General features: G+C 71.5%; 23 protein-coding genes. 8 read left to right on the top strand and 15 right to left on the bottom strand.

Going from position 1 to position 22,868, the window contains the following annotated elements; translation table 11 throughout:
* Window positions 1-67: 67 nt before the first annotated feature.
* Both ACWD3I_RS08685 and ACWD3I_RS08680 read right to left on the bottom strand, forming a co-directional pair.
* Window positions 68-1,876: a bifunctional metallophosphatase/5'-nucleotidase gene (locus ACWD3I_RS08685; protein ID WP_365402416.1), complete on the bottom strand. Its 1,809-nt coding sequence runs from the start codon at window positions 1,874-1,876 to the stop codon at window positions 68-70.
* Between the two features lie 139 nt (window positions 1,877-2,015).
* Window positions 2,016-3,299 carry an adenylosuccinate synthase gene (locus ACWD3I_RS08680; RefSeq protein WP_365402413.1) on the bottom strand — a complete coding sequence of 428 codons (1,284 nt, stop codon included), beginning with the start codon at window positions 3,297-3,299 and terminating at the stop codon, window positions 2,016-2,018.
* Between the two features lie 210 nt (window positions 3,300-3,509).
* Here ACWD3I_RS08680 and ACWD3I_RS08675 point away from each other — a divergent pair, with 210 nt between their 5' ends.
* The gene (locus ACWD3I_RS08675; protein ID WP_365402411.1) at window positions 3,510-4,361 is read left to right on the top strand and encodes a diacylglycerol kinase family protein; all 852 of its coding nucleotides are present in this window, start codon (window positions 3,510-3,512) and stop codon (window positions 4,359-4,361) included.
* Window positions 4,362-4,439: 78 nt separating this feature from the next.
* Here the strand turns inward: ACWD3I_RS08675 and ACWD3I_RS08670 are convergent, their stop codons facing one another.
* The gene (locus tag ACWD3I_RS08670) at window positions 4,440-4,889 is read right to left on the bottom strand and encodes a hemerythrin domain-containing protein (protein ID WP_365402408.1); all 450 of its coding nucleotides are present in this window, start codon (window positions 4,887-4,889) and stop codon (window positions 4,440-4,442) included.
* Between the two features lie 112 nt (window positions 4,890-5,001).
* Between ACWD3I_RS08670 and ACWD3I_RS08665 the strand changes: the two genes are divergently transcribed.
* Complete coding sequence (locus ACWD3I_RS08665; protein ID WP_365402405.1) at window positions 5,002-5,418, top strand: DUF6086 family protein; 417 nt, start codon at window positions 5,002-5,004, stop codon at window positions 5,416-5,418.
* On the opposite strand, the gene eutC is transcribed toward ACWD3I_RS08665, so the two are convergent.
* Window positions 5,415-6,158 (bottom strand): ethanolamine ammonia-lyase subunit EutC, encoded by a 744-nt coding sequence (gene eutC / locus ACWD3I_RS08660; protein ID WP_365402402.1) that lies wholly within the window; start codon window positions 6,156-6,158, stop codon window positions 5,415-5,417. The genes ACWD3I_RS08665 and eutC overlap by 4 nt on opposite strands.
* A complete protein-coding gene (locus tag ACWD3I_RS08655; RefSeq protein WP_451084050.1) occupies window positions 6,155-7,534 on the bottom strand; it encodes an ethanolamine ammonia-lyase subunit EutB in 1,380 nt (459 codons plus the stop codon). The genes eutC and ACWD3I_RS08655 overlap by 4 nt, the downstream gene beginning before the upstream one ends.
* A 150-nt stretch (window positions 7,535-7,684) precedes the next feature.
* On the opposite strand from ACWD3I_RS08655, the gene ACWD3I_RS08650 reads away from it, so the two are divergent.
* Window positions 7,685-9,193 carry an APC family permease gene (locus ACWD3I_RS08650; RefSeq protein WP_365407997.1) on the top strand — a complete coding sequence of 503 codons (1,509 nt, stop codon included), beginning with the start codon at window positions 7,685-7,687 and terminating at the stop codon, window positions 9,191-9,193.
* Here ACWD3I_RS08650 and ACWD3I_RS08645 read toward each other — a convergent pair whose 3' ends face one another.
* On the bottom strand, window positions 9,194-9,691 hold the full coding sequence (locus ACWD3I_RS08645) for a GbsR/MarR family transcriptional regulator (RefSeq protein WP_365408000.1): 498 nt from the start codon (window positions 9,689-9,691) through the stop codon (window positions 9,194-9,196).
* A gap of 73 nt (window positions 9,692-9,764) precedes the next feature.
* Between ACWD3I_RS08645 and ACWD3I_RS08640 the strand changes: the two genes are divergently transcribed.
* The 3 genes from ACWD3I_RS08640 to ACWD3I_RS08630 all read left to right on the top strand — a co-directional run bounded on the left by ACWD3I_RS08640 (window position 9,765) and on the right by ACWD3I_RS08630 (window position 12,593).
* Window positions 9,765-10,664, top strand: a complete 900-nt coding sequence (locus tag ACWD3I_RS08640; protein WP_365408003.1) for an ABC transporter ATP-binding protein — start codon at window positions 9,765-9,767, stop codon at window positions 10,662-10,664.
* Entirely contained in the window at window positions 10,661-12,229 is a 1,569-nt protein-coding gene (locus ACWD3I_RS08635; RefSeq protein WP_365408006.1) for an ABC transporter permease, read from the top strand. The genes ACWD3I_RS08640 and ACWD3I_RS08635 overlap by 4 nt, the downstream gene beginning before the upstream one ends.
* 70 nt (window positions 12,230-12,299) lie before the next feature.
* A complete protein-coding gene (locus tag ACWD3I_RS08630; RefSeq protein ID WP_365408009.1) occupies window positions 12,300-12,593 on the top strand; it encodes a hypothetical protein in 294 nt (97 codons plus the stop codon).
* Here ACWD3I_RS08630 and ACWD3I_RS08625 read toward each other — a convergent pair.
* From ACWD3I_RS08625 to ACWD3I_RS08590, 8 genes are all read right to left on the bottom strand, one after another.
* Window positions 12,576-13,778 (bottom strand): cytochrome P450, encoded by a 1,203-nt coding sequence (locus ACWD3I_RS08625; protein WP_365408012.1) that lies wholly within the window; start codon window positions 13,776-13,778, stop codon window positions 12,576-12,578. The genes ACWD3I_RS08630 and ACWD3I_RS08625 overlap by 18 nt on opposite strands.
* 82 nt (window positions 13,779-13,860) lie before the next feature.
* The gene (locus ACWD3I_RS08620; protein ID WP_365408015.1) at window positions 13,861-14,298 is read right to left on the bottom strand and encodes a VOC family protein; all 438 of its coding nucleotides are present in this window, start codon (window positions 14,296-14,298) and stop codon (window positions 13,861-13,863) included.
* Window positions 14,299-14,395: 97 nt separating this feature from the next.
* Window positions 14,396-15,070, bottom strand: coding sequence for a response regulator transcription factor (locus ACWD3I_RS08615; RefSeq protein ID WP_365408018.1), 675 nt, complete (start codon window positions 15,068-15,070; stop codon window positions 14,396-14,398).
* Window positions 15,067-16,407, bottom strand: a complete 1,341-nt coding sequence (locus tag ACWD3I_RS08610) for a sensor histidine kinase (RefSeq protein WP_365408021.1) — start codon at window positions 16,405-16,407, stop codon at window positions 15,067-15,069. Before ACWD3I_RS08610 ends, ACWD3I_RS08615 begins: the two co-directional genes overlap by 4 nt.
* Before the next feature lie 124 nt (window positions 16,408-16,531).
* Window positions 16,532-17,206 carry a response regulator transcription factor gene (locus ACWD3I_RS08605; protein ID WP_365408024.1) on the bottom strand — a complete coding sequence of 225 codons (675 nt, stop codon included), beginning with the start codon at window positions 17,204-17,206 and terminating at the stop codon, window positions 16,532-16,534.
* Entirely contained in the window at window positions 17,203-18,492 is a 1,290-nt protein-coding gene (locus tag ACWD3I_RS08600; protein WP_365408096.1) for a sensor histidine kinase, read from the bottom strand. Before ACWD3I_RS08600 ends, ACWD3I_RS08605 begins: the two co-directional genes overlap by 4 nt.
* Before the next feature lie 40 nt (window positions 18,493-18,532).
* Window positions 18,533-19,777, bottom strand: coding sequence for an acyltransferase family protein (locus tag ACWD3I_RS08595; protein WP_451084049.1), 1,245 nt, complete (start codon window positions 19,775-19,777; stop codon window positions 18,533-18,535).
* A complete protein-coding gene (locus ACWD3I_RS08590) occupies window positions 19,770-20,789 on the bottom strand; it encodes an alpha/beta hydrolase (RefSeq protein ID WP_365408102.1) in 1,020 nt (339 codons plus the stop codon). Before ACWD3I_RS08590 ends, ACWD3I_RS08595 begins: the two co-directional genes overlap by 8 nt.
* Here ACWD3I_RS08590 and ACWD3I_RS08585 point away from each other — a divergent pair.
* Window positions 20,677-21,018: a hypothetical protein gene (locus ACWD3I_RS08585; RefSeq protein ID WP_365408108.1), complete on the top strand. Its 342-nt coding sequence runs from the start codon at window positions 20,677-20,679 to the stop codon at window positions 21,016-21,018. The two genes, ACWD3I_RS08590 and ACWD3I_RS08585, sit on opposite strands and share 113 nt — an antisense overlap.
* 83 nt (window positions 21,019-21,101) lie before the next feature.
* Here ACWD3I_RS08585 and ACWD3I_RS08580 read toward each other — a convergent pair whose 3' ends face one another.
* Entirely contained in the window at window positions 21,102-22,001 is a 900-nt protein-coding gene (locus tag ACWD3I_RS08580) for an alpha/beta hydrolase (protein WP_365408027.1), read from the bottom strand.
* 197 nt (window positions 22,002-22,198) lie between these two features.
* Between ACWD3I_RS08580 and ACWD3I_RS08575 the strand changes: the two genes are divergently transcribed.
* On the top strand, window positions 22,199-22,807 hold the full coding sequence (locus tag ACWD3I_RS08575; protein WP_365408030.1) for a TetR/AcrR family transcriptional regulator: 609 nt from the start codon (window positions 22,199-22,201) through the stop codon (window positions 22,805-22,807).
* Window positions 22,808-22,868 lie beyond the last annotated feature (61 nt).

The raw sequence follows: 22,868 nt of genomic DNA, 5'->3' as shown, positions 1-22,868 counted from the left end.
GGGAGTACGGCGGGTGCCTCCTTGTCCGCCGCTCGCCCCGGCATCCCCACCTCGACCACCGGGGACCCTAGAACACGGCCGTCCCGCCCTGCGTCAGCTTCCAGTTGGTGACCGCGAAGTCGGCCGGGTCCAGGGCCCCCTTCGCCGTCACGTAGTCGATCATCAGCTGCCGGATCTCGTTCGTCGAGCTGTACGCGATGTCCGCGTCCGCGATGTGCGGGTACCCCGAACCGCCGTTGGCCCGGTAGTTGTTGACGGCGACGACGAAGACCTGGTCGTCGGCCACGGCCGTGCCGCCGTAGGTCAGGTTCTTGATCCGCGAACCCTCGGCGGCCGCGATGTCGATGTCGTACGAGACTCCGGCCGCCGTGTCGTACATGTAGTCCCAGAAGCTGTTGGCGTTGGTGAGGGTCGCGGTGTCGACCTCCGTGCCGGCGGCCACCTGGTGGTAGTACTTCGCCGCGAACTCCAGGTAGTCCTTGAGCTGCGCGCCCGTGAGCTTCTTGCCGTACAGGGTGTTGTCGTAGATGTAGAGCCCGGCGATGTCCTTGATGGTCACGCTGCCCGCGGGGATGTCGGCGGTGCGGGAGAAGGGCGCGGCGACCGAGATCAGCGGGAGGGCCGCGTCGGACGTCGACAGGCCGGCCTTCACCGTGTCCATCTGGACCTGGTGGATGAAGTCCATGATGGGGACGTCCTTCCAGCAGGACTCGGCGGCCGAGAGGTCCTCGGTGCAGGTGCCCACGGCGGTGTTGACGTACTTCACCACCAGCTCGTGGTCGGCCTCCAGGAGCTTCTTGATCTCCGGGTCCTCGTCCACGGACTTGGGGTCGAGGGTCTGCGCGGTCTTCTTGGTGACCTTCCAGCGGCCGTGCTCCAGCTCGACCTCGAAGTCGAAGACGCTCAGCCGGTAGCCCCAGCAGTACGGCTCCGACAGCAGCACCTCGTCGCCGGTCTCCGCGTTCTTCACGGTGTACGAGGGCACCTCGACGTGGGTGTGGCCGACCAGGATCGCGTCGATGCCCGGGACCTGCTCGGCGACGAGGTTGGAGGCGTTCTCGACGTACGGGAGCGCGTCGCCGTAGGACGTCGATCCGTCGAGACCCGAGTGGTCGGTCAGGAAGACCACGTCGCAGCCGAGCGCCCGCAGCCGCGGCACATACTTCTTCGCCTGCTCCACCAGCCCCGGGAAGACCATCTTCCCGCTGACGTTGTCCTTGTCCCACAGCGCGATGCCCGGGTTGGTGAGGCCGAGAATGCCGACCTTGATGTCGGGGGCACCGGGCACACAGATCCGCTTCACGGTGTACGGCGCGAACGCGGGCTTCAGGGTCTTGGCGTCCAGTGCGTTGGCGCCGAGCAGCGGGAAGTGACACTGGCTCTCGAACCTGCGCAGGGTCTCGATGCCGTAGTTGAACTCGTGGTTGCCGAGGGCGGCGGCGTCGTAGCGCATGTGGTTCATGGCGACGGCCATCGGGTGCTTGACGCCCTTGCCGGTGATGGGCTGCACGCGCGCGAAGTAGTACGCGAGCGAGGTGCCCTGGATGATGTCGCCGGCGTCGACGAGCAGGACGCGCTGCTCGCCCTTGGCCTCGCGCTGCTGCTTGATGAGCGTGGCGACGCGTGCGACCCCGACGGAGTTGCCCTTGGTGTCGCTGTAGGCCGCGTCCTTGTAGTAGTCCCAGTCGAAGACATGGCTGTGCAGGTCGGTGGTGCCGAGGACGGAGAACGACCAGGTCTTCGGCGCCCTGGCAGCGGGCTTGTGCTCGGCGGCCTGCGCGGCAGGCGCCGCGACCGCTCCCGCGACGGCCACGGCCGCACCGGTGACGGCCGACTTCTGCACGAACTCGCGACGGTTCATGGGACTGACGGGCATACGGGGCTCCTGGGACTGGAGAGGGAGGAGGGGTACAACTACCCGCGTAGATAGTTGCGTTCCCCCGCTTCCAGGCGGAACCAGGAAAAGGCCATGGGCCGGTCAAGGAAATCCTTGACCGGCCCATGTGTACCGCGTCCTAGATGAACGAGTTGATCTCGATCGTCTCGTCACGGCCCGGGCCCACGCCGATCGCGGAGATCGGGGCGCCCGACATCTCCTCGAGCGCCTTGACGTAGTTCTGGGCGTTCTCGGGGAGGTCGGAGAAGGACTTCGCCTTGGTGATGTCCTCGGACCAGCCGGGGAGGGTCTCGTAGATCGGCTTCGCGTGGTGGAAGTCGGTCTGGGAGTACGGGAGCTCCTCGACGCGCTTGCCGTCGATCTCGTAGGCCACGCAGACCGGGATCTGCTCCCAGCCGGTGAGGACGTCGAGCTTGGTGAGGAAGAAGTCGGTCAGGCCGTTCACGCGGGTCGCGTAGCGGGCGATGACCGCGTCGAACCAGCCGCAGCGACGGTCACGGCCGGTCGTCACGCCCCGCTCGCCGCCGATGCGGCGCAGCGCCTCGCCGTCCTCGTCGAAGAGCTCCGTCGGGAACGGGCCCGAGCCGACACGGGTCGTGTACGCCTTCAGGATGCCGATGACCCGGCTGATCTTCGTCGGGCCGACACCGGCGCCGGTGCAGGCACCGCCCGCGGTCGGGTTCGACGACGTCACGAAGGGGTACGTGCCGTGGTCGATGTCCAGGAGGGTGCCCTGGCCGCCCTCGAAGAGCACGACCTTGTCGTCCTCCAGTGCCTGGTTGAGGATCAGGACCGTGTCGGCGACGTACGGCTTCAGCCGGTCCGCGTAGGACAGCAGCTCCTCGACGACCTGGCCGACCTCGATGGCGCGGCGGTTGAAGACCTTGGTGAGGAGCTGGTTCTTGCCGTCGAGGGCCGCCTCCACCTTCTGGGTCAGGATCGACTCGTCGTACAGGTCCTGGATCCGGATGCCCACGCGGTTGATCTTGTCCGCGTAGGTGGGCCCGATGCCTCGTCCGGTGGTGCCGATCTTCCGCTTCCCGAGGAAGCGTTCCGTCACCTTGTCCACGGTCACGTTGTAAGGCGTGATGACGTGAGCGTTACCGCTGATCAGGAGCTTGGACGTGTCGACGCCGCGCTCGTTCAGCCCGTTCAGCTCGGAGAACAGGACCGACGGGTCGATGACGACACCGTTGCCGATGACCGGAGTGCACTCCGGGGTGAGGATTCCGGAAGGGAGCAGGTGAAGGGCGTACTTCTGATCGCCCACGACTACCGTATGGCCGGCGTTGTTGCCGCCCTGGTAGCGCACCACATAGTCAACGGATCCGCCGAGCAGGTCCGTCGCCTTTCCCTTGCCTTCGTCACCCCACTGAGCACCGAGCAGCACAAGTGCGGGCACGCGCGTACACCCCTTCCGGGCGGGGCATGTCCAAGGTCAGGGGCGTACGCGACACGGCCTTGTGCCTCGTACCCTGGCGACCTGCTTCGGCCACCGACGGCCGTGGTCGGCCGTGAACCCGTCGGACCCGGATGCCCCGGAATAGACGAAGCCCCTGGCGCAATAGCGCAAGGGGCTCTTGCACAAAGATGCTACCCGAGGAAGCGAGGCATGACCGAGGTGGCGACTTCAGCGACTTCCGATCAGCTGCTGGTGGTCATCGATCCGGTTGCCCGCAGGATGGACGGGGAGTCCGTCCGTATCGCAAAAGACGTGCTCAGCGCGGGTGCGGCGGGGACGAAGGTGTGTCTGCCGGCGGACCCGGAGGAGTTCGCCCGCGTGCTGGCCCGGCGCGGCTCACGGCGGCCGGTGGTCGTCGGCGACGACCGGGCGCTGCTGCGGGCGGTGTCCCTGTTGCACCGGCAGCGGGAGCTGGCCGGATGCGTGCTGTCGGTCGTGCCGGTGGGCGGTGTGCTCACCGTCGCACGGTCCCTGGGCGTGCCCATGGGCGCGGTGGCGGCGGCGCGGGCGGTCCTGGACGGGGCGGAACGACGGCTCGATCTGCTGGTCGACGACAGCGACGGTGTGGTTCTGGGCGCGCTGCGGATCCCGCCGCTCGCTCCGCGGGAGGAGCCGGAGGACGTCGGCCGGCCCTGGCTGCGGACCTGTCAGTCCCTGGTCCGGACCCTGGTGCCCACCCGTCCGCTCCGGCCCGCCCAGCCGTCCCCCGTGGCCGGCCCCTCCCGGCTGCGGGTCGAGGTGGACGGGAAGATCCTCGTCGACCTGGACCAGCCCGTGGAGGCGGTGTCCGTGACCCCGGGGGGTTCCGGGGCGGCGGCGGTGGAGGTGCGGCCGGTGTCGGTGGGCGCGGAGGCGTCGCCCCTGCTGGCCCGTGGGCGGCGGGTGACGGTGTCGGGGGCGGACTTCCGGTACCGGGCGGACTCGGGTGTGTGGGGGCCGGTACGGAGGCGGACGTGGACGGTGTGGGAGGGGGCGCTGGGGCTCACCCTTCCCGGGGACTGATCGGGGACTGATCGGGGACTGATCGGGGACTGATCGGGGACTGATCGGGGCTGGGGCCCGGGCTGGGTCAGGGGTGAATCACGAGTGGGCGTCTCTCCACGCGGCCATCGCCCTGTTCCACTCCTCCCCCGACAGCGCCGTCAGCGAGGCAGGGAACAGGCCGTCCTCCTCCTTGGCGATGTGGTGGTGGAGTTCCTGGACCGCCTCGGTCAGCGTCCGGACGTCGGCCGCGTCGGCGAGGTCCAGCGAGGGCAGCAGTGCGGCGAGCTCGCGGTGCTCGGTGACGAGGGCTTCGATGTAGTCGGCGTACTCCGGATCGGCCCGCATCACCGCGAACAGCCCGTCCTCCTCACCCCGCCAGTGGCTCTCCAGCTCCCGCGCCATGACCCCGACCAGCTCGCGGGCCCGCCCGGGCTCCCCGCGCTCCAGCGCCCGCAGGGCGTCCCCGGCGGCGTCGGTGACGCGCTCGTGCTCGGCGATGAACTCCTTGATGAGCGGGATGTCGCGGCAACCGCAGTAGTGGCACATGGGGGTTTTGTAGGCGAGAGGGGGCGTGGCGGGGCGGAGCGAAACGCGGATGCGGTGCTTCGTCCGGCCCGGCTACCGTGCCCGTCCGTGATCACGGCCGGGAGGGGCAGCCATGAGCCAGTACTTCGACGTCGGTGACGAGACCCTGTGGAACCCCTCCGACGGGGCGGCCCGGCTGTTCCTGCGCCATGTGCGGCTGTACGAGGAGGAGCTGGGGGTGTCCTCGGGGTTCGGGCCCATGGAGAACGACGAGTGCGAGATCGACCCGGCGGTCTTCGGGGCGTTCGTGGACGCCCTGCTGGAGCGGCACGACCGCACCCGGCACGCCGTCGTCGACGCGCTCTCCGAGGGCTTCGTCGCGACCGTGCTGGTGCTCGCGGGGCGGGCCCGCATCGAGGTGCGGCGCCCCGCCCTCGGCTCGGGACTCGAGGGGCTGTCGGACATCCAGGTGCCGCTGCCCGACGCACAGGACAGGGCCACCGGGCTGCGTGAACGGGCCGGCCTCCTCCAGCGCCGTATGCCCGTCTAGACCGGCAGCGCGTCCGACTCGTCCTTCAGCCCCACCCCCGTCGCCCCCGACTCCCGCGCCCGCCCCATCAGCGCGGCCAGCTTCCCCGCCGCCGTCTCGTACGTCAGCCCCAGCGGCGGCCTGATGTTGGACAGACAGTTCCGGTCGGCATCCGTGGTCGTCCCCGGCACCGGCCGGTACGTCAGATACGCCCCCAGCGAGTCCGCCGCCGACATCCCGGGCCGCTCCCCCACCAGCACGACCACCACCTCCGCACCCATCGCCGCCCCGACGTCGTCCCCCAGCGCGACCCGGGCCTGCTCGGCCAGCACGACAGGGGCGATCCGCCACCCGGCCAGCCGCGCCACCGTCCCCCGCACCACCGCCGCCGCGTGCTCGTGCACCGCCCGGCTGGACAGCCCGTCCGCGACGACGAACGCCACGTCCCACTCGCCCGCCGGCAGATGCGCCCGGTCGGTGGGATCGAGGCGCCGGCCCAGATCGGGTCGCTGGAGATACGTCAGCCGGTCACCGGCCGCACTGCGGACCCGTACCGTCGGCATCCCCGGCAGCCCCGCCGCGACCGTGTCCGGCTCGAACGGCGAGTGCACCGCGTCCCGGGCCGCCGCGTGCGCGGTCTGGAGCTCCAGGCGGTGCCGGGTCGGCAGCGCGGAGCCGGAGCGGCCCAGGCCGATGCGGGCCTGGGTGTGGCGGCGCAGGGAGATCCACAACTCGTCGTTGTCCAGGGCCAGTTCACTCATGCCGCGAGCTCCCTTCCGATGGCCGTCAGCGCGTGGGTGCCGACCTCGCGGATGCCGCCGCGTTCGTCCAGCAGCCCCATCGACTCCAGCCACGCCTCGAACTCCGGCGCCGGGCGCAGCCCCAGCACCTCCCGCAGGTACAACGCGTCGTGGTAGGAGGCCGATTGGTAGTTGAGCATGATGTCGTCGCCGCCCGGCGTGCAGATCACGAAGGAGGCACCGGCGACACCGAGCATGGTCAGCATGGTCGCCACGTCGTCGTCATCGGCGTCCGCGTGGTTGGTGTAGCAGATGTCCAACCCCATGGGCAGGCCGAGCAGTTTGCCGCAGAAGTGGTCCTCCAGGGCGGCGCGGAGGATCTGGCGGCCGTCGTACAGGTACTCCGGGCCGATGAAGCCGACGACCGTGTTGACCAGCAACGGGTCATAGCGCCGGGCCACCGCGTACGCCCTCGCCTCCACCGTCTGCTGGTCCACCCCGTGGTGCGCGTCGGCGGAGAGCGCGGCGCCCTGGCCGGTCTCGAAGTACATGACGTTCCGGCCGACCGTGCCGCGCTCCAGCTTCAGCGCGGCCTCGTACGCCTCGTCGAGCAGGCCCAGGGTCACGCCGAAGGACGCGTTCGCCGCCTGCGTTCCCGCGATCGACTGGAAGACCAGGTCCACCGGGGCGCCGCGCTCCATCAGGTCCACGCTCGTGGTGACGTGGCACAGCACGCAGGACTGGGTCGGGATCGCGTACCGCCGGATCACTCCGTCCAGCAGCTCCAACAGGTCCCGTACCGCCTTCGGGCTGTCCGTCGCCGGGTTGATGCCGATGACGGCGTCGCCCGATCCCAGCAGCAGCCCGTCCAGCAGGGCCGCCGCCACGCCCGCCGGGTCGTCGGTCGGGTGGTTGGGCTGGAGACGGGTCGCGAGCCGCCCGGGCAGCCCGATCGTGGACCGGAACCCCGTCACGACCCGCACCTTCCGTGCCACCGCCACCAGATCGGCGTTCCCCATGAGCTTGGAGACGGCCGCCACCATCTCGGGCGTGAGCCCGGGGGCCACGGCCGTGAGCGCGTCACCGTCGGCCGTCAGCAGCCACTCCCTGCACTCGCCCACCGTCAGCCCGGCCACCGGCGCGAAGGCCGCCGCGTCGTGCGTGTCCAGGATCAGCCGGGTCACGTCGTCGCTCTCGTACGGGATCAGCGGCTCGGTCAGGAACGTCGCGAGCGGCACCTCGGCCAACGCCCAGCGTGCCGCGACCCGTTGCCGTGCGCTCGTCGCCGCGAGCCCGGCGAGATGGTCGCCGGAGCGCTCCGGGCTCGCGGCGGCGAGGAGGCGGGCGAGGGAGTCGAAGCGGTGGCGTTCGCCGCCGAGGGTGGACGTGTAGCTCATGCCGGGGACCGTACGAGCCGCATATTGCCGACAGATTTCTAAAGGTCTGGTTGACAAACATTTAACGCCCCGAGACCCTTGGCCGACTCATTTCGCCTACAGAGTTCCGGTCCAGCACACCAGCACACCGGTAGGAGAGGGGCCATCTCGATGGCAGTGGACGAGGGAGTCGCCCCGGCGGCACAGACAGACGAAGGCGGCACCGTCCACCGGTTGAAGCCCAATGCCATCGGCCTGCTCGGCGTGGTCTTCATGGCCGTCGCGACCGCCGCGCCGATCACCGCGATGACGGGCAACGTGCCCTTCATGGTGTCGGCGGGCAACGGCATCGGCGCCCCGGCGAGCTACCTCGTCGCAATGGTCGTCCTGGCAATCTTTTCCGTCGGCTTCACATCGATGGCGAAGCACATCACCTCCACCGGAGCCTTCTACGGCTTCATCTCCTACGGCCTCGGCCGCACGATCGGCCTCGCCTCGGGACTCCTCGCGACCTTCGCGTACGTCGTCTTCGAGCCGGCGCTGATCGGCATCTTCTCGACCTTCGCGACGGAGACGCTGAAGGACCAGACGGGGGTCGACGTCCCCTGGTGGGCGTTCGCGGTGCTGATGCTCGCGATCAACGCGACCGGCACCTGGTTCGGCGTCTCGGTCGCCGAGAAGCTGCTCGTCGTCCTCCTCGCGACCGAGGTGACGATCCTGGCGGCCATGGCGATCTCGGTCGCGCTGCACGGCGGCGGCCCGGACGGCTTCAGCCTCGACCCGGTCAACCCGGTCAACGCCTTCCACGGCACCAGCGCCGGACTCGGACTGTTCTTCGCCTTCTGGTCGTGGGTCGGCTTCGAGTCGACGGCGATGTACGGCGAGGAGTCCCGCAACCCGAAGAAGATCATCCCCAAGGCGACGATGATCTCGGTCCTCGGCGTCGGCGTCTTCTACGTCTTCGTCTCCTGGATGGCGATCTCCGGCACCGGCGAGGCGAACGCCGTGAAGGTCGCCACCGAGAACCCCCTCGCCCTCTTCTTCGGCCCCACCGAGCAGTACGTCGGCCACTGGGCGGTCGACGTCATGCAGTGGCTGATGATCACCGGCTCGCTCGCCTGCGGCATGGCCTTCCACAACTGTGCCGCCCGCTACATGTACGCGCTGGGCCGCGAGGGCGTCCTCCCCTCCCTGAAGAACACCCTCGGCCGCACCCACGCCCGGCACGGTTCCCCGCACATCGCGGGCCTGGTCCAGAGCGTGGTGACCGCCCTGCTGCTGGTCGCGTTCTGGGCGGCGGGCAAGGACCCGTACACCGGCACCTACGTCCTGCTCGCCATCCTCGGCACCATGGCGATCCTCGTCGTGCAGGCCGTCTGCTCCTTCGCGGTACTGGCCTACTTCCGCAAGCACCACCCCGAGAGCCGGCACTGGTTCCGGACCTTCACCGCCCCGCTCCTCGGCGGCGTCGCGATGCTCGCGGTGGTCGCGCTGCTGGTGTCCAACATGGGCGCTGCGGCGGGCGGCGAGTCCGGCTCGCTGGTGCTGAAGGCGACGCCGTGGCTGGTGGCGCTGGTCGCGGCGACCGGCATCGGGTACGCGCAGTATCTGAAGCGGCGGTCGCCGGAGCGGTATCTGCTGCTGGGGCGGACGGTGCTCGAGGAGACTAAGGAGCGGTGACTACCGCTCGCCGAACATCTGGCGGCGGTGCACCCGCCACCGCTCCATCATGGCCGAGACCTCGCCGTCGAGAAATTCGAAGAAGGCGAGCGTCTCGGCCATGCGGCGTCCGGCCGGTGTCCCGGCGCCGAGGCTGGCGACGCCCTCCCGCAGGGCCACCTCCCACCGCTTGAGGACGGCCTCGCGATTGGTCAGCGCCTCGTACCACTGGTCGCCCTGCACCCGGTAACGCTCCCGGCGCGAGCCGGGCTCCCGCTCACGCGCGACCATGTGCGTCTGGGCCAGATAGCGCACCGCCCCGGAGACCCCCGCGGGGCTGATCCGCAACTGCTCCCCCAGCTGGGCGGAGCTCAGCGCGCCCTCGTCGGACGAGAGGAGGGCGGCGAAGACCCTGGCGGGCATCCGTGGCATCCCAGCCTCGACGAGCTGCGCCGCGAAGGACTCGACGAACTTCGAGACCGCCTCCGCGTCCCGCCCACCACCAGCTGTTTCCGTCATGCCGTCATCCTATCTGGGCTTCATACCCTTCCTTAACTTCACAAATTTCTGAAAGAAGCGTACGTTCGGAAACATGACGAAGGCAATCAGCGTCTCGGGCCTCCACAAGTCGTTCGGCAGGACACACGCGCTGGACGGGCTCGACCTGGACGTGGAAACGGGCGAGGTCCACGGCTTCCTCGGCCCGAACGGCGCCGGCAAGTCCACCACCATCCGCGTCCTGCTCGGCCTGCTGCGCGCCGACTCCGGTGCCGCACAGGTGCTCGGCCGGGACCCGTGGGCGGACGCGGTCGAGGTGCACCGCCGGATCGCGTACGTCCCCGGGGACGTCACGCTGTGGCGCAACCTGTCCGGCGGCGAGGTCATCGACCTCTACGGCCGGCTGCGCGGCGGCCTTCACGCGGGGCGCCGCGCCGAGCTGCTCGAACGCTTCGAGCTGGACCCCACCAAGAAGGGCCGCACCTACTCGAAGGGCAACCGCCAGAAGGTCGCCCTCGTCGCCGCGTTCGCCTCGGACGTGGACCTGCTGATCCTGGACGAGCCGACGTCGGGCCTCGACCCGCTGATGGAGGAGGTCTTCCAGCGGTGCGTGGAGGAGGAGCGGGACCGGGGGCGGACCGTCCTGCTCTCGTCCCACATCCTGAGCGAGGTCGAGGAGTTGTGCGACCGGGTCAGCATCATCCGGCGCGGGCGCACGGTGGAGTCGGGCTCCCTGACCGAGCTGCGCCACCTCACCCGCACCAGCGTGACGGCCGAACTCGCCGGCCCGCCCAACGGGTTGGCGCAGCTACCTGGGGTCCACGACCTCGACGTCCAGGGGTACCGCGTCCGGCTCCAGGTCGACACCGACAAACTCGACGCCGTGCTGCGGTCGTTGAGCGAGACCGGCGTACGGTCCCTGACCTCGACCCCGCCCACGCTGGAGGAGCTGTTCCTGCGCCACTACCAGGAGGAAGAGGCGACGGTCCGATGAGCACCCTCGCGGGCACGGGCGTGCTGCTGCGCTTCTCCCTGCGCCGCGACCGGGTGATGGTCCCGGTCTGGGTCGCGGTGAACGCGCTGATGGTGCTCTCCATGCCGAGCAGCCTGAGGAACCTGTACGGCACCCCGGCGGAACGCGCCGACCTCGTCCACCAAGTGGCGGCCAACGCCTCCTTCCGCGCGCTGATCGGACCGGTCCTCGACACCTCGCTGGGCGCCCTGACGGCCTGGCGCGTCGGCGTCTACGCGGGCCTGCTCGCGGCCGTGACGAGCCTGCTGATCGTCGTACGGCACACCCGGGACGAGGAGGAGAGCGGCCGCCAGGAGCTGGTGGCGTCCGGGGCGGTGGGCCGCAGGGCGTCCCTGACGGCGGCGCTGCTGGCGGCGGGGGTCGCGAACGCCGTGCTGGCACTGCTGGTGACGGCGGGCCTGGCCGGACAGGGCTTCACCGGGGCCCTGGCCCTCGGTCTGGGGATCGCCTGCGTCGGCATGGTATTCGCCACGACGGCCGCGATCGTCGCGCAGCTGACGGAGAGCGCGCGGCTGGCGCGGGGCCTGACGGCCGGGGTGCTGGGCGCGGCCTTCGTCCTGCGGGCCGCGGGCGACTCGGCGACGGACGACGGCAGTTCGGTCCTGACCTGGCTCTCCCCGCTGGGCTGGCTGGAGGACCTGCGCCCGTACGCCGACGAACGCTGGTGGGTCCTGGCGCTGTTCACCGTGGCGGTGGCCGTGCAGGGGGCGGTGGCCTACGGGTTGGCGGGCCGCCGGGACGTGGGCATGAGCTTCCTGCCGACCCGCCCGGGACCGGCTGTGGGCCGTCTGGGCAGTGCGGGCGCGCTGGCCTGGCGGTTGCAGCGGGGCAGTGTGTACGGCTGGAGCCTCGCCTTCTTCGTCGTCGGCGTCGTCTACGGCGGCCTGACGGACGGCGTGGCCGACCTGGTCGGCGACAACGCCGGTGCCCGCGAGATCTTCGAGCGGATGGGCGGCCAGAGCGGTCTGACGGACGCGTTCCTGGCGTCGATGGTCGGCATGATGGGCCTGATCGCGGCCCTGTACGTGGTCGGTTCGGTGCTGCGGCTGCACGGCGAGGAGACGTCGGGCCGCGCGGAACCGGTGCTGGCGAACGCGGTGGGCCGGATGCGGTGGGCCGCCGGCCATCTGACCGTGGCCTTCGGCGGGGTGGTGCTGATCATGCTGCTCACCGGTCTGGGCTTCGCCGTGGGCTACGGCCGGCAGGTCGGGCTCATCCTCGGGGCGTGCCTGGTCCAGGTGGCCGCGGTGTGGGTGATCGGCGGGCTGGCGGTCGCGCTGTACGGGCTGCTGCCGCGCCTGGCACCGGCGGCGTGGGGCGTCGCGGGCGCCGTCCTGCTCATCGGCTGGGTCGGTCCGGCGCTGGACGCTCCGCAGGCGGTGCTGGATGTGTCGCCGTTCGGGCATCTGCCGAAGTTGCCCGGTGGGGAGACGAGTTGGGGGCCGGTGCTGGTGCTGGTCGGGCTGGCGGCGGTGCTGGTGGCCGCTGGGCTGGCGGGGTTGCGGAGGCGGGACATGACGACGTGACGCGCGGGGGAACCGGGGCCTCGCTCCTCCTGTGAGAACCGCAGGAGGAGCGAGGCGCGTCCCTCGGGGCATGGGACATCGACCGGACCCCCGGGACCCCCAGGGCCCCCGGGACCGACGGAACGCGGTGACGTGCGGTGGCTGTCTGCTGTCGGCGGTGGGCGCGCTGGTGGCGACCCTGGTGTGGGCCGCCTCGCCCCGCACCGAACGTCATCTGGGCGGCGGCTTCGAGGGCGAGGGCACCGACTACGGCGCCGTCCTCGTCGAGCTCCCCCTCGTCGCCCTCGCCGGAGCGCTCCTGCCGGCGCTCGTCTCCGTCGTGATCGCGTATCTGGTGGGCCGACGGTCAGACCTCCACGGCTAGCCCTTCCAGCCCTCTGATCACGAAGTTCGGCTTCCGCTCCGGCTCGGCCGCGAGGGCGAGTGCCGGCGCCTTCTCCAGCAACGCCGTCATCGAGGCCGCCAGCTCGATACGGGCCAGCGGGGCACCGATGCAGTAGTGGATACCGGCGCTGAAGGAGATGTGCGGGTTGTCCTTGCGGGTGAGGTCGAGCCTCTCGGGGGCCCGGAAGACCGCCGGGTCGTGGTTGGCGGAGCCGAAGAGCATCGCGACCTCCGCGCCCCTCGGGATCGTGGTCCCGTCGATCTCGATGTCGTCCAGCACCCAGCGCTCGAAGAGCTGGAGCGGGGTGTCGTGGCGCATGAGCTCTTCGATCGCGGACGGGATCAGGCTGTGGTCCGCGCGGAGGGCCGCGAGCTGGTCGGGGTTGCGGAAGAGCGCGTACCAGCCGTTGACGGTGGCGTTGACCGTGGCCTCGTGCCCCGCGTTGAGCAGCAGGACGCAGGTCGAGATCATCTCCTGCTCGGTGAGCCGGTCGCCCTCGTCGTGGGCGGCGATGAGCCCGGAGATCAGATCCTCGCCGGGGCTCTCGCGCCGCTCGGCGATGAGCTCGCGCAGGTAGTCGGAGAACTCGACGGAGGCGCGTACGGCTTTCGCGGCGACGTCCTCGGGCGGGTTGAGCTCGTACATCCCGCAGATGTCGGCGGACCAGGGGCGCAGCGGAGCCCGGTCGGCCTCCGGGATGCCGAGCATCTCTGCGATCACGGCGACGGGCAGCGGCTCGGCGACATCGGTGAGCAGGTCACCGCCGCCCTTCTCGACCAGCCCGTTGACGAGCTCTCCGGCCAGCTGGGTGACGTACGGCTTGAGCTGCTCCACCGTGCGCGGCGTGAACGCCTTCGACACCAGCCGCCGGATCCGGGTGTGGTCCGGTGGCTCCAGGTCGAGCATCCCGTGGTCGTTGAGCGTGTGGAACGGCTCGTGCTCGGCGGGAGGCGCCGTCCGTCCGAAGTCCTCGTGCGAGAACCGGTGCTGATACGTCCGCCCGAGCCGCCGCTCGCGCAGCAGCGCCGACACATCGGCGTGGTGCGGGACCAGCCACTGCTGCGTGGGCTCGTAGAAGTGCACGCGGCCTTTGGCGCGCAGGTCGGCGTAGGAGGGGTACGGGTCGGCGAGAAACGCCGGGTCCCACGGGTCGAAGGCTGCCATGGACGGACGGTAGACCGACGGCCCCCCTCCTGACCAGGGGTGTCTCAGCGGATCACCGGCACCGCGAGGTGGACGGAAACGATCAGCTGCCGGCGCCGAAGTCCGGCAGCGTGACCGTGCCGTCCTCGGCGAGCGGGAAGCCCGGGTTGTAAGCGACCTCCCAGGCGTGGCCGTCCGGATCGGTGAAGGCACTGGAGTAGAACCCGATGGCGTTCACGGCGGCGGCCTTGGTCACCGTCCCGCCGGCTCGCTCCACCACGGCGAGCAGCTCGTCGACCTCCGCCTCGGACCGCACGTTGTGCGCGAGGGCGACCCCTCCGAAACCGCCCGGTGAACCGGCCTCCAGCCCGCAGTCCTCCGCCAGCTCGTCCCTCCCCCACAGCACCAGCCCCAGCCCGCCGGCCTGGAAGAAGACGGTCTCCCGGACCTCCTGCCCCCGCCACCCGAGAGCCTCGTAGAAGGCCTTGGCCCGGCCGAGATCGGAGACACCGAGGGTGATCAGAGTGACTCTCTGTTCCATACCTGGATGGTAAGGACCTCTGGCCACCTGTGACAGGCCACATCAGCGGTGACGGGCAGATCCGTCCCGGGTCCCGAGCGGCGAAGACGCAGGTGGGCTAGCCCGGGGTCACCAGGCGGGCCTCGTAGGCGAAGACCGCCGCCTGGGTGCGGTCCCTCAGGCCGAGCTTCACCAGGACCCGGCTGACATGGGTCTTGATCGTGGACTCCGCGACCACCAGGCGCTCGGCTATCTCCGCGTTCGACAGACCCTGGGCGATCAGGACCAGGACCTCCGTCTCGCGCTCGGTGAGTTCGCCGTACGCCGCGTGTGCGGAGGACATCAGGCGGGGGGAGTCGGAGAGCTTCGAGAACTCCGTGATCAGGCGCTTGGTGACCGAGGGTGCCAGCAGGGCCTCGCCGGAGGCCACCACCCTCACGCCGTCCGCCAGCTGACGGGCCGAGGCGTCCTTCAGCAGGAAGCCCGAGGCGCCCGCCCGAAGCGCCTGGTACACGTACTCGTCCAGGTCGAACGTCGTCAGCACCAGCACCTTCGCCGCACCGTCCGCCGCGACGATCTCTCTCGTCGCCTCGATACCGTTCAGCTCGGGCATGCGGATGTCCATCAGCACGACGTCCGGGGCGAGTTCACGGACCCGGTCCACCGCCTCGCGGCCGTTGACCGCCTCGCCGACGACCTCGATGTCCGGCATCGCGTTGAGCAGGACGGAGAAGCCCTCCCGCACCATCATCTGGTCGTCCGCGATCAGCACGCGGATGATGCCCTGCTTCATGCCTCACCTTCGCTCGCCAGGGCGACGGGGAGGAACACCGTCACCTCGTAACCTCCGTCGTCCGTCGGGACCGCCGTCATCTCGCCGTTCAGCATCGACACCCGCTCCCGCATGCCCGTGATGCCGTGCCCGGCGCCGGGCGAGGGCTTCAGCAGCGCCCGCGCGGGCGGCGGGTCGTTGACTATGCGCAGGCCCAGACCGCCCAGGACATAGCCGATCTCCACACGGGCGCTCGCGCCGGGCGCGTGGCGCAGGGTGTTGCTCAGGGCCTCCTGGACTATCCGGTACGCCGACAGCTCCACACCCTGCGGCAGTTCCCGCACCGCCCCGGTCACCGTCTTCTCCACGCTCAGGCCGGTGTCCCGCACATTGGCGAGCAGCACGTCGAGGTCGGCGAGGGTGGGCTGCGGGGCGTCCGGGGCCTCGTAGTCCTCGGCGCGGACCACGCCCAGGACGCGGCGGAGTTCGGTGAGCGCCGCCACCGCGTTCTCCCGGATCGTCGCGAACGCCCGCTCCAGCTCCGGCGGCGGGTTCTCCACCCGGTAGGGCGCGGCCTCTGCCTGGATGGCGACGACCGACATGTGGTGGGCGACCACGTCGTGCAGCTCGCGGGCGATGGTGGTGCGCTCCTCCAGCAGGGTGCGCTTGGAGCGCTCCTGCGCGGTCACCGTCTGCTGCGCGGTCACCTCCTGCCGGGCCTCCCTGCGGGTGTGCCAGACGGCGACGACGAGCAGGATCAGTGCGGAGAAGACCAGCATGGGGGCGGTGTCGTCGCCGTAGTAGAAATTCGGGCCGAAGAGCACGTCCGCCAGGAAGCCGTAAGCCGCGGTGAGGGCCCATATGTACGCGGCCGTGCGCGGCCTGGTGCGTATGGCCACGACCGTCAGCACGGTCAGGTGGCAGGCGAAGCTGGCGGGCAGCCAGGGATAGCCGTCATAGGTGTTGCCGAAGAACTGACTGACCGGAGTGGCGGCCATGGACAGCCAGAACGCTCCGATCGGCCGGAGCATGCTCAGCAGGATCGGGAGCAGGGCGAGCGGCCCGAGCAGGACGGCCTCGTCGCCGGTGTCGACCGTGGCCATGAGCAGTGTGATCACGGCGATCGCGGCGAGCACGGCGTGCGGTGTCCAGGCCACGTACTCGCGCACGCGGCCGGGCAGCCGCCGGGTCAGCGGGCCGTCGACCCGCATCCGGGGCAGCGGGCGGTAGGCGAAGGCGTCGTGGAACAGGTCCTGCCGCAGCCCGCGCAGGGCGTTCACGGCCAGTCGGTACTCCGGGCTCCGCGGCTTGGCCCCGTCCCCCGGTGGCGGCGTCTGCATCTGGGTCGTCTCGGTCACATACAGAACCGTAGGCGGAGGCGGGGGCCGCGGTCGTCACCAGTGAGAGGGGTCCTGCGGGATCCGTCTCAGGTACTACGGGTCCTGCCCGGGCCCGTGACCAGGACGGCCCGCCGGCGGGCGCTCAGTACCCCGACGGCCGCACCAGCCCCGACTCGTACGCGAACACCGCCGCCTGGGTGCGGTCCCGCAGTCCCAGCTTCACCAGGATCCGCCCCACATGGGTCTTCACCGTCTGCTCGGCCACCACCAGCCGCGCGGCGATCTCCGCGTTCGACAGGCCCGCCGCGATGAGCGCCAGGACCTCCGTCTCGCGCTCGGTCAGGTCGCCGACGCGTTCCTTGAGCGGGCCGCGGGGGCGGTCGCCGAGACGGGAGAACTCGGTGATCAGGCGTCGGGTGATGCCGGGCGCGAGGAGGGCGTCGCCGGCCGCCACCACCCGGACCGCCTCGGCCAGCTGGTCCGCGGAGGCGTCCTTCAGGAGGAAGCCGGAGGCACCGGCGCGCAGTGCCTCGTAGACGTACTCGTCGAGGTCGAACGTGGTCAGCACGAGCACCCTGATCTCGGGGGTCGCCTCGGTGATGCGGCGGGTGGCCTCGATGCCGCCGAGCTCGGGCATCCGGATGTCCATCAGCACGACGTCCGGGGCGAGTTCGGCGACCCTCGCCACGGCGTCCAGGCCGTCGACCGCCTGGCCGACCACCTCGATGTCCGGCTGGGTGTTGAGCAGCACGGTGAAGCCCTGCCGGACCATCTGCTGATCGTCGGCGATGAGTACGCGGATGGGGCTGCTCGTCATACGGTGCCGTCCTTGAGATCGCCGGTCGGGAGGAACGCGAACACCTTGTAGCCGCCGTCCGGAAGAGGGTGTGCCGTCATGGAACCGTCGAGCATCCCGACCCGTTCCCGCATACCGAGCAGCCCGTGCCCGGCGCCGGGCGACGGCGGCACGGACCGTGTCGGCGGCGAGTTGACGATCTCCACGATCAACCCGTAGGCGGTGTGCCGGAGTTCGACATGGGCGACCGCGCCCGGCGCGTGCCGCAGAACGTTGCTGAGCGCCTCCTGCACGATCCGGTACGCCGACAGCTCCAGGCCGGGCGGCAGCGCGCGGGGCTCGCCCCGCACGTCGACCTCGACGCGCAGTCCGGCCGCCCTGGTGTTCTCCACCAGAGCGTCGAGCCGGTCGAGGGTGGGCTGCGGGGTGTGCGGGGCGGTGCCGGTGCCGGGCTCGACGGGGTCCGGGGAGTCGGGGTGCTCGGAGCGCAGGACGCCCAGGACGCGGCGGAGTTCGGTGAGCGCCTCCAGCGCGTTCTGCCGGATGCCGGCGAGGTTCTCCTTGAGCTCGTCGGGCGGGTTCTCGACCAGGTGCGGGGCGACCTGGGCCTGGATGGAGATCACCGACATGTGGTGGGCGACCACGTCGTGCAGTTCGCGGGCGATCCGGCTGCGCTCCTCCAGCAGGGTGCGCCGGGCACGCTCCTCGGTGGTGAGGGTGGTCTGCTCGACGAGTTCCTGACGGGCCTCGCGGCGGCCCCGCAGGGCGATGCCGAGCACCACGACGACCAGGGCCAGGGCGACCGCGAGGACCCCGGTGGACTCATAGTGCGCGCCGCCCCACAGTCCCTGCAGGGCGTAGGTGGCCAGTGCGGTCAGCGCCAGCGCCTCCGCGGCGACCCGGGTGCGGACGCGCAGGGCGAGCAGCAGGAGCACGAGCAGGTGGGCGATGATCCCGGCCGCCGTCCAGGGCCAGGTGAAGCCGCCCGCCGGCCCCCCGAGCTTGCCGTGCACGGCGATGGCTCCCATCACGGTGCCCGTCAGGGACAGCCACCACGCCGGGATCGGACGCCACATCGCGAGGACGACCGCGCCACCCTGGCCGAGTGCGATGAGGGAGGCCCATCCGAAGGCCACTCCGGCGTTGTCCTGGAGCTGGGGCAGTGCGCCGGCTGTGACGCCGAACGCGGCCAGGCAGAGCAGGCCGTGCGGCAGCCAGCGCAGCCACACCGACGGGGGCAGCGGATCCGCGCGGGCGGTCCACAGGTCCTCGCGCAGCAGTCGCAGCCAGCGCAGCACACGGCCCATGACCACGTGCTGGATCCCCGTTTCCGTCACGCGCCCCACCCTAGACACGGGTCACCCCCACCGGTGTCTCCCGGTCGGACGGACGGTGTGCCCGGACCACTCGTGAGCCGCTCGCCTTCCGCGGAGTCCGGCTCCGGCGGCCGCCCTGTTCGTAGGGGCGGAACGCGGTCCAGCAGACGGCGAGCGCGAGCGCGAACACCGGGAGCCAGGCGAGGCGGGCGGCGACCCAGCCGAGGCCGTCGGGGACGGTGTGCAGTCCGGGCAGGCGGCCGACGAGGAGGCCGGTGGCCGTGGTCGCCATCAGGGCCGTCTGATGCCAGAGGAAGATCGTCATCGCGGAGAGGTTCACCAGGGCGACCGCCGCCCAGGCCGACGGACGGCGCATCGCTCGACGCAGCCGGTCGCGCAGCAGCAGGGCCAGACCGCACTGGGCCAGGCCGAAGGTGACGGCGGCCAGCGTGGGCGGGTTCAGATTGGAGACCGGGGCGCCGGGGACGCCGACCATCGACGCCGGGTAGCCGGCCCAGGCGACCAGGGCCGCGGTCACCGCCGCGCCGCCGGTCAGCAGGATCCAGCCCGCACGGCGACGGTCCAGTTCGCCGCGGGTCCAGGCCGCGCCGAGGGTGTACGGGACGAGCCAGCCCGCCACCACGTTGACCCAGCCGAGCCAGGAGGGGCCGCCGAGACCGAAACGGAGCAGGTCGACGTGGAGGACGACGGCCAGCGGCCACAGGGGGCTCAGCCGGGTCAGCACGGGGGTGGCCGCCGTCAGCGCGGCGAACACGACGAGGAACCACAGGGGCGACAGGGCCAGCTTCACCAGGGTGTGGACCGTCCCGGACTCCGCGCCCGTGAGCAGCAGGCCGGCGGCGATCACCGTCCACAGGGTCAGGACGGCGGCGACCGGTTTGAACAGCCGGGACAGCCGGGCGGTCAGCCACTCGCCGTACGTCGTGCCACGCGCCCGCGCCGAGGCGTGGCTCCTGGTCGCCACATGACCGCCGACCAGGAAGAACACCGCGAGGGTCTGGAAGGCCCAGGAGATGGGGGCGAGCCAGGGCAGGTGCTGGAGCGGGCTCGCGGTGTGCAGGGCGCGGCCGTCGGCGACCAGGGCGGTCACCAGCCAGTGGCCGAGGACCACGCCGAGGATCGCGAAGGCGCGCAGGGCGTCCACCGCACGGTCGCGGCCGGCGGGCGTGGCTGCGTCGACGCGGGCGGCGCCCTCGCGTGCGGCCGCCCAGCCCTGTCGTATGCCGCTTGTGGAGCGCGGGGTCGTGTCACGCACGGGTCACCTCCGAGGTGTGTCCCAGGACGATCCGGGCCAGGTTGGTCAGGGAGACCGAGCCCGGGGTGAAGTAGTCGCTGTGGCCGCCGTCGCCCGCGGCGAACACCTGCGCGCCGAAGGCCGGGGACACGGGGTCGGTGCCGAAGCCGACGGTGACGCCGAACAGGTTGGTCCTGACGTGCGGGACCTCGGCCACCCAGTCGTCGCTGCCGCGTGCCGCCCAGACGCGGGCGCGGGTGTGCAGGGCCGCCGCGTCATCGGCTCCGGTGCCGGGGCTGCCGAGGAGGACCAGGTCGGTCGCGTCCAGGTCGGTGGCGGCTCGGGCGCAGACGACCGAGCCGTAGCTGTGGCAGAGGAGGGAGACGGTGGCCTGGCGGCCGGCTATGCCGTGGAGTTGGCGCAGGAACCCGCGCAGGTGGGGGGCGGCTTGGTCGGCTCGGCCGGTGGTGGTGACGGTCGGGCTGATCGTGGCCGGGGTTTCGTAGCCGAGCCAGGCGATGACCGCTGTGTGGGGGCCGGTGCGGGTCAGCTGCTCGTGGAGGGCGGCCGCGGCCCTGTGGAAGCGGTCGTAGGTGTCGAGGGAGGTGTCGGAGCCGGGGACGAGGACGGCGATGTGGTCCGCGTGGGCGAGGTCGCCGAAGACCTCGGTGGCCTGTCCGGAGCCCCGGCCGTCGAAGTGGAGGAAGTGACGGGAGGGGGCCGCCATGGCTCGGTCGGCGGCGGCCCTCGCGGCGTCGCCGTGGGCCGCGGCCATGCGGGACGCCTCCGCGGCGTTGGCGCGGTTGGCCGAGTAGGCCTCGTCCAGTGTGGTTGGCGTCAGGGGGGCGAGGGTCGCAGGGGCCGGGGCCGGGATCTCGGCGTGGGTCGCGGCGGAGAGGGGGAGCACCACGGCGCCGGTGATGAGGGCCGCGAGGGTGGCTCGGCGCCATCTGCGGGTGCGGCGGTGCGGGGGCTGGGCGGGGGCGGATGCGCTCGCGGACGCCGACGCCGACGCCGACGCCGACGCCGGCACCGACGCCGACGAGGTGCGCGGCGACGACGGCTCATCGCTGCGCGGCTGTGCCTGCCCGCCGCCGCGTCGGACCCGCGCGGTCGCCCTCGGCGCCGCTGTCCTGACCCCCGTCGCGAACCCCACGGCCGCCTCCCTCCCAGACCGCCCGTCCATCGGGCTTGTCTGGTGGGGAAGTTACGGATCCGACCGCGTGGTCCACGTCCCGCCGGGGAGCCAATTCGCGACGTAGCTCTCAGGTACTACGGGTATCAGAGGCGCCGGGTCAGCCCCGGATCGGCGCCGCCGCAGGCGCCGTCACCGGGCCGGGCGCCGTCACCACGCCAACTGCGCGATCTCCTCCACGACCACCGCACAGGCGTCCGCCGCCGGATCGATCAGCGGGAAGTGACCGACGTCCTCCAGCAACGTCAGCCCCACCACCTCCCCCGCCTTCGCCGCCGCGTCCGCGTACGCCTCGGCGACCGCCTCCGGCACATCCACATCCGAACGCCCCTGGACGAGCGTCGTCGCGATGCCGGTCGGCAGCAGCAGCGCGGGGTCCGCGTACGGCCGCCGCTCCCCGAAGTGCGCCTCCCCACCGAGGAGTTGCAGCGCGGCGCCCTCGCAGACGTCCAGCTTCCCCGCGACCGTGAAGTCCGCGATCGGAGCCAGCGCCACCACGCCCCGCAGCGGCGTGGGCCGGTCCGTGCGCCACGGGGCGTCCGCGGGCAGCACATGACGGGCCGCCGCCCACAGCGCCAGGTGACCGCCGGCCGAGTGCCCGGTGATCACCATGCGCCGCGGATCGGCCTGCGGCAGGAGCTGCCGGACGAGATCGGGAAGCGCGTCCAGCGCCGCCGCGACATCGTCGAACGTGTCCGGCCACCGCCCCGCGACAGGCGCCGCGACGGACCCCGCGCCCGGCTCCGGCCCGCCCTGCCCCGGCAGCACCGCGCCCCTGCGGTACTCGACGTTGGCCACCGCGAACCCCCGCCGCGTCAGGAAGTCCGCGAAGGGAGTGATGTGGCGCCGGTCGTACGGCGCGCGCCACGCACCCCCGTGCAACACGATCACGAGTGGCGCCAGGCTGACGTCACCCTTCGGTGCGTAGAAGTCGATCACCTGGTCGGGGTGGTCCCCGTACGCCGCGCTGACGTCGGGGTCGACGGGCGGGTGGGAGAAGGCCGACTCCTCCTCGGCGGCGGCGCGGGCTGCTGCGGAGTCGTCCGGCATGCTCCAACCTCTCAGCGACGTAACGTATTTGGACGAGACGGATTGGCGGACCTGGAGAGAATTCGGCCGTTGGCGGGGACGGTACCAGGCCGGTGACGTGCACGGACAACGCGGATGTCACGCTCGGTGAGGGTTAAACGGTTCTGCTGTGTCGTTACTCTGGCGCCGGAAGCCCAGCGCGCACCAAGGAGGCCGTTATGTCCGCCGAGCCCGGCACCCTGCGTCCCGGAGGGCGTACCGCACGTGTCCGTGCGGCCGTGCTGCGGGCGGCCGGTGACGTGCTCGCCGAGCACGGATTCGCGCATCTCGATCTCGCGGACGTCGCCCGTCGGGCGGAGGTCGGCAAGACCACCGTCTACCGGCGGTGGGGCTCCGTCACCGCGCTGGTCGCCGATCTGCTCGCCGACATGGCCGAACAGTCGCTGCCGCGCGAGGAGACCGGGTCCGTACTGGGCGACCTCCTGGCCAACTCCCGCCTGGTGCAGCGCACTCTCGCCGACCCCCGCCAAGGCGCCCTGTTCCGCGCGGTGATCGCGGCCGCCGCCTGCGACGAACGTACGGCACAGGCCCTGCGCCGCTTCTACGACGTCCGGGTCGCGGAGTGGGCCCCCTGCGTCGAACAGGGCGTACAGCGCGGGGAGTTGCCGCGGGGCACCGACGCGGAGACCGTCGTACGAGCGGTGTCGGCACCGCTCTACTACGCGCTGCTGACCACCGGAACGCCCCCGGACCCGGCAGCGGCCGACCGCGCCGCCCGGGCGGCCCACGCGGCAGCCCTGGCGGGGGTGTACGCCACCGCCAGGTGACCGGCGTGCCCCGCACCGACAGGCTGTCGCGACCCGGCGCTCAACCGGCGACCGCCGAACC

This window comes from Streptomyces sp. NPDC002817 (assembly GCF_053592055.1).
Note: the sequence above shows the minus strand (reverse complement) of the source record. Positions and strands in the feature narration are given on the sequence as shown.

What these genes read in the sequence shown, in the direction of transcription:
- ACWD3I_RS08625 (WP_365408012.1), bottom strand. Translation starts at nt 13,778, where the DNA reads ATGGCAGCCTTCGACCCGTGGGACCCGGCGTTTCTCGCCGACCCGTAC.
- ACWD3I_RS08600 (WP_365408096.1), bottom strand. Translation starts at nt 18,492, where the DNA reads ATGGGCCGTGTGCTGCGCTGGCTGCGACTGCTGCGCGAGGACCTGTGG.
- ACWD3I_RS08640 (WP_365408003.1), top strand. Translation starts at nt 9,765, where the DNA reads ATGACGAAGGCAATCAGCGTCTCGGGCCTCCACAAGTCGTTCGGCAGG.
- ACWD3I_RS08650 (WP_365407997.1), top strand. Translation starts at nt 7,685, where the DNA reads ATGGCAGTGGACGAGGGAGTCGCCCCGGCGGCACAGACAGACGAAGGC.
- ACWD3I_RS08575 (WP_365408030.1), top strand. Translation starts at nt 22,199, where the DNA reads ATGTCCGCCGAGCCCGGCACCCTGCGTCCCGGAGGGCGTACCGCACGT.
- ACWD3I_RS08580 (WP_365408027.1), bottom strand. Translation starts at nt 22,001, where the DNA reads ATGCCGGACGACTCCGCAGCAGCCCGCGCCGCCGCCGAGGAGGAGTCG.
- eutC (WP_365402402.1), bottom strand. Translation starts at nt 6,158, where the DNA reads ATGAGTGAACTGGCCCTGGACAACGACGAGTTGTGGATCTCCCTGCGC.
- ACWD3I_RS08585 (WP_365408108.1), top strand. Translation starts at nt 20,677, where the DNA reads ATGAGGGCCGCGAGGGTGGCTCGGCGCCATCTGCGGGTGCGGCGGTGC.
- ACWD3I_RS08685 (WP_365402416.1), bottom strand. Translation starts at nt 1,876, where the DNA reads ATGCCCGTCAGTCCCATGAACCGTCGCGAGTTCGTGCAGAAGTCGGCC.
- ACWD3I_RS08645 (WP_365408000.1), bottom strand. Translation starts at nt 9,691, where the DNA reads ATGACGGAAACAGCTGGTGGTGGGCGGGACGCGGAGGCGGTCTCGAAG.
- ACWD3I_RS08630 (WP_365408009.1), top strand. Translation starts at nt 12,300, where the DNA reads ATGGGACATCGACCGGACCCCCGGGACCCCCAGGGCCCCCGGGACCGA.
- ACWD3I_RS08605 (WP_365408024.1), bottom strand. Translation starts at nt 17,206, where the DNA reads ATGACGAGCAGCCCCATCCGCGTACTCATCGCCGACGATCAGCAGATG.
- ACWD3I_RS08655 (WP_451084050.1), bottom strand. Translation starts at nt 7,534, where the DNA reads ATGAGCTACACGTCCACCCTCGGCGGCGAACGCCACCGCTTCGACTCC.
- ACWD3I_RS08675 (WP_365402411.1), top strand. Translation starts at nt 3,510, where the DNA reads ATGACCGAGGTGGCGACTTCAGCGACTTCCGATCAGCTGCTGGTGGTC.
- ACWD3I_RS08665 (WP_365402405.1), top strand. Translation starts at nt 5,002, where the DNA reads ATGAGCCAGTACTTCGACGTCGGTGACGAGACCCTGTGGAACCCCTCC.
- ACWD3I_RS08670 (WP_365402408.1), bottom strand. Translation starts at nt 4,889, where the DNA reads ATGTGCCACTACTGCGGTTGCCGCGACATCCCGCTCATCAAGGAGTTC.
- ACWD3I_RS08620 (WP_365408015.1), bottom strand. Translation starts at nt 14,298, where the DNA reads ATGGAACAGAGAGTCACTCTGATCACCCTCGGTGTCTCCGATCTCGGC.
- ACWD3I_RS08635 (WP_365408006.1), top strand. Translation starts at nt 10,661, where the DNA reads ATGAGCACCCTCGCGGGCACGGGCGTGCTGCTGCGCTTCTCCCTGCGC.
- ACWD3I_RS08615 (WP_365408018.1), bottom strand. Translation starts at nt 15,070, where the DNA reads ATGAAGCAGGGCATCATCCGCGTGCTGATCGCGGACGACCAGATGATG.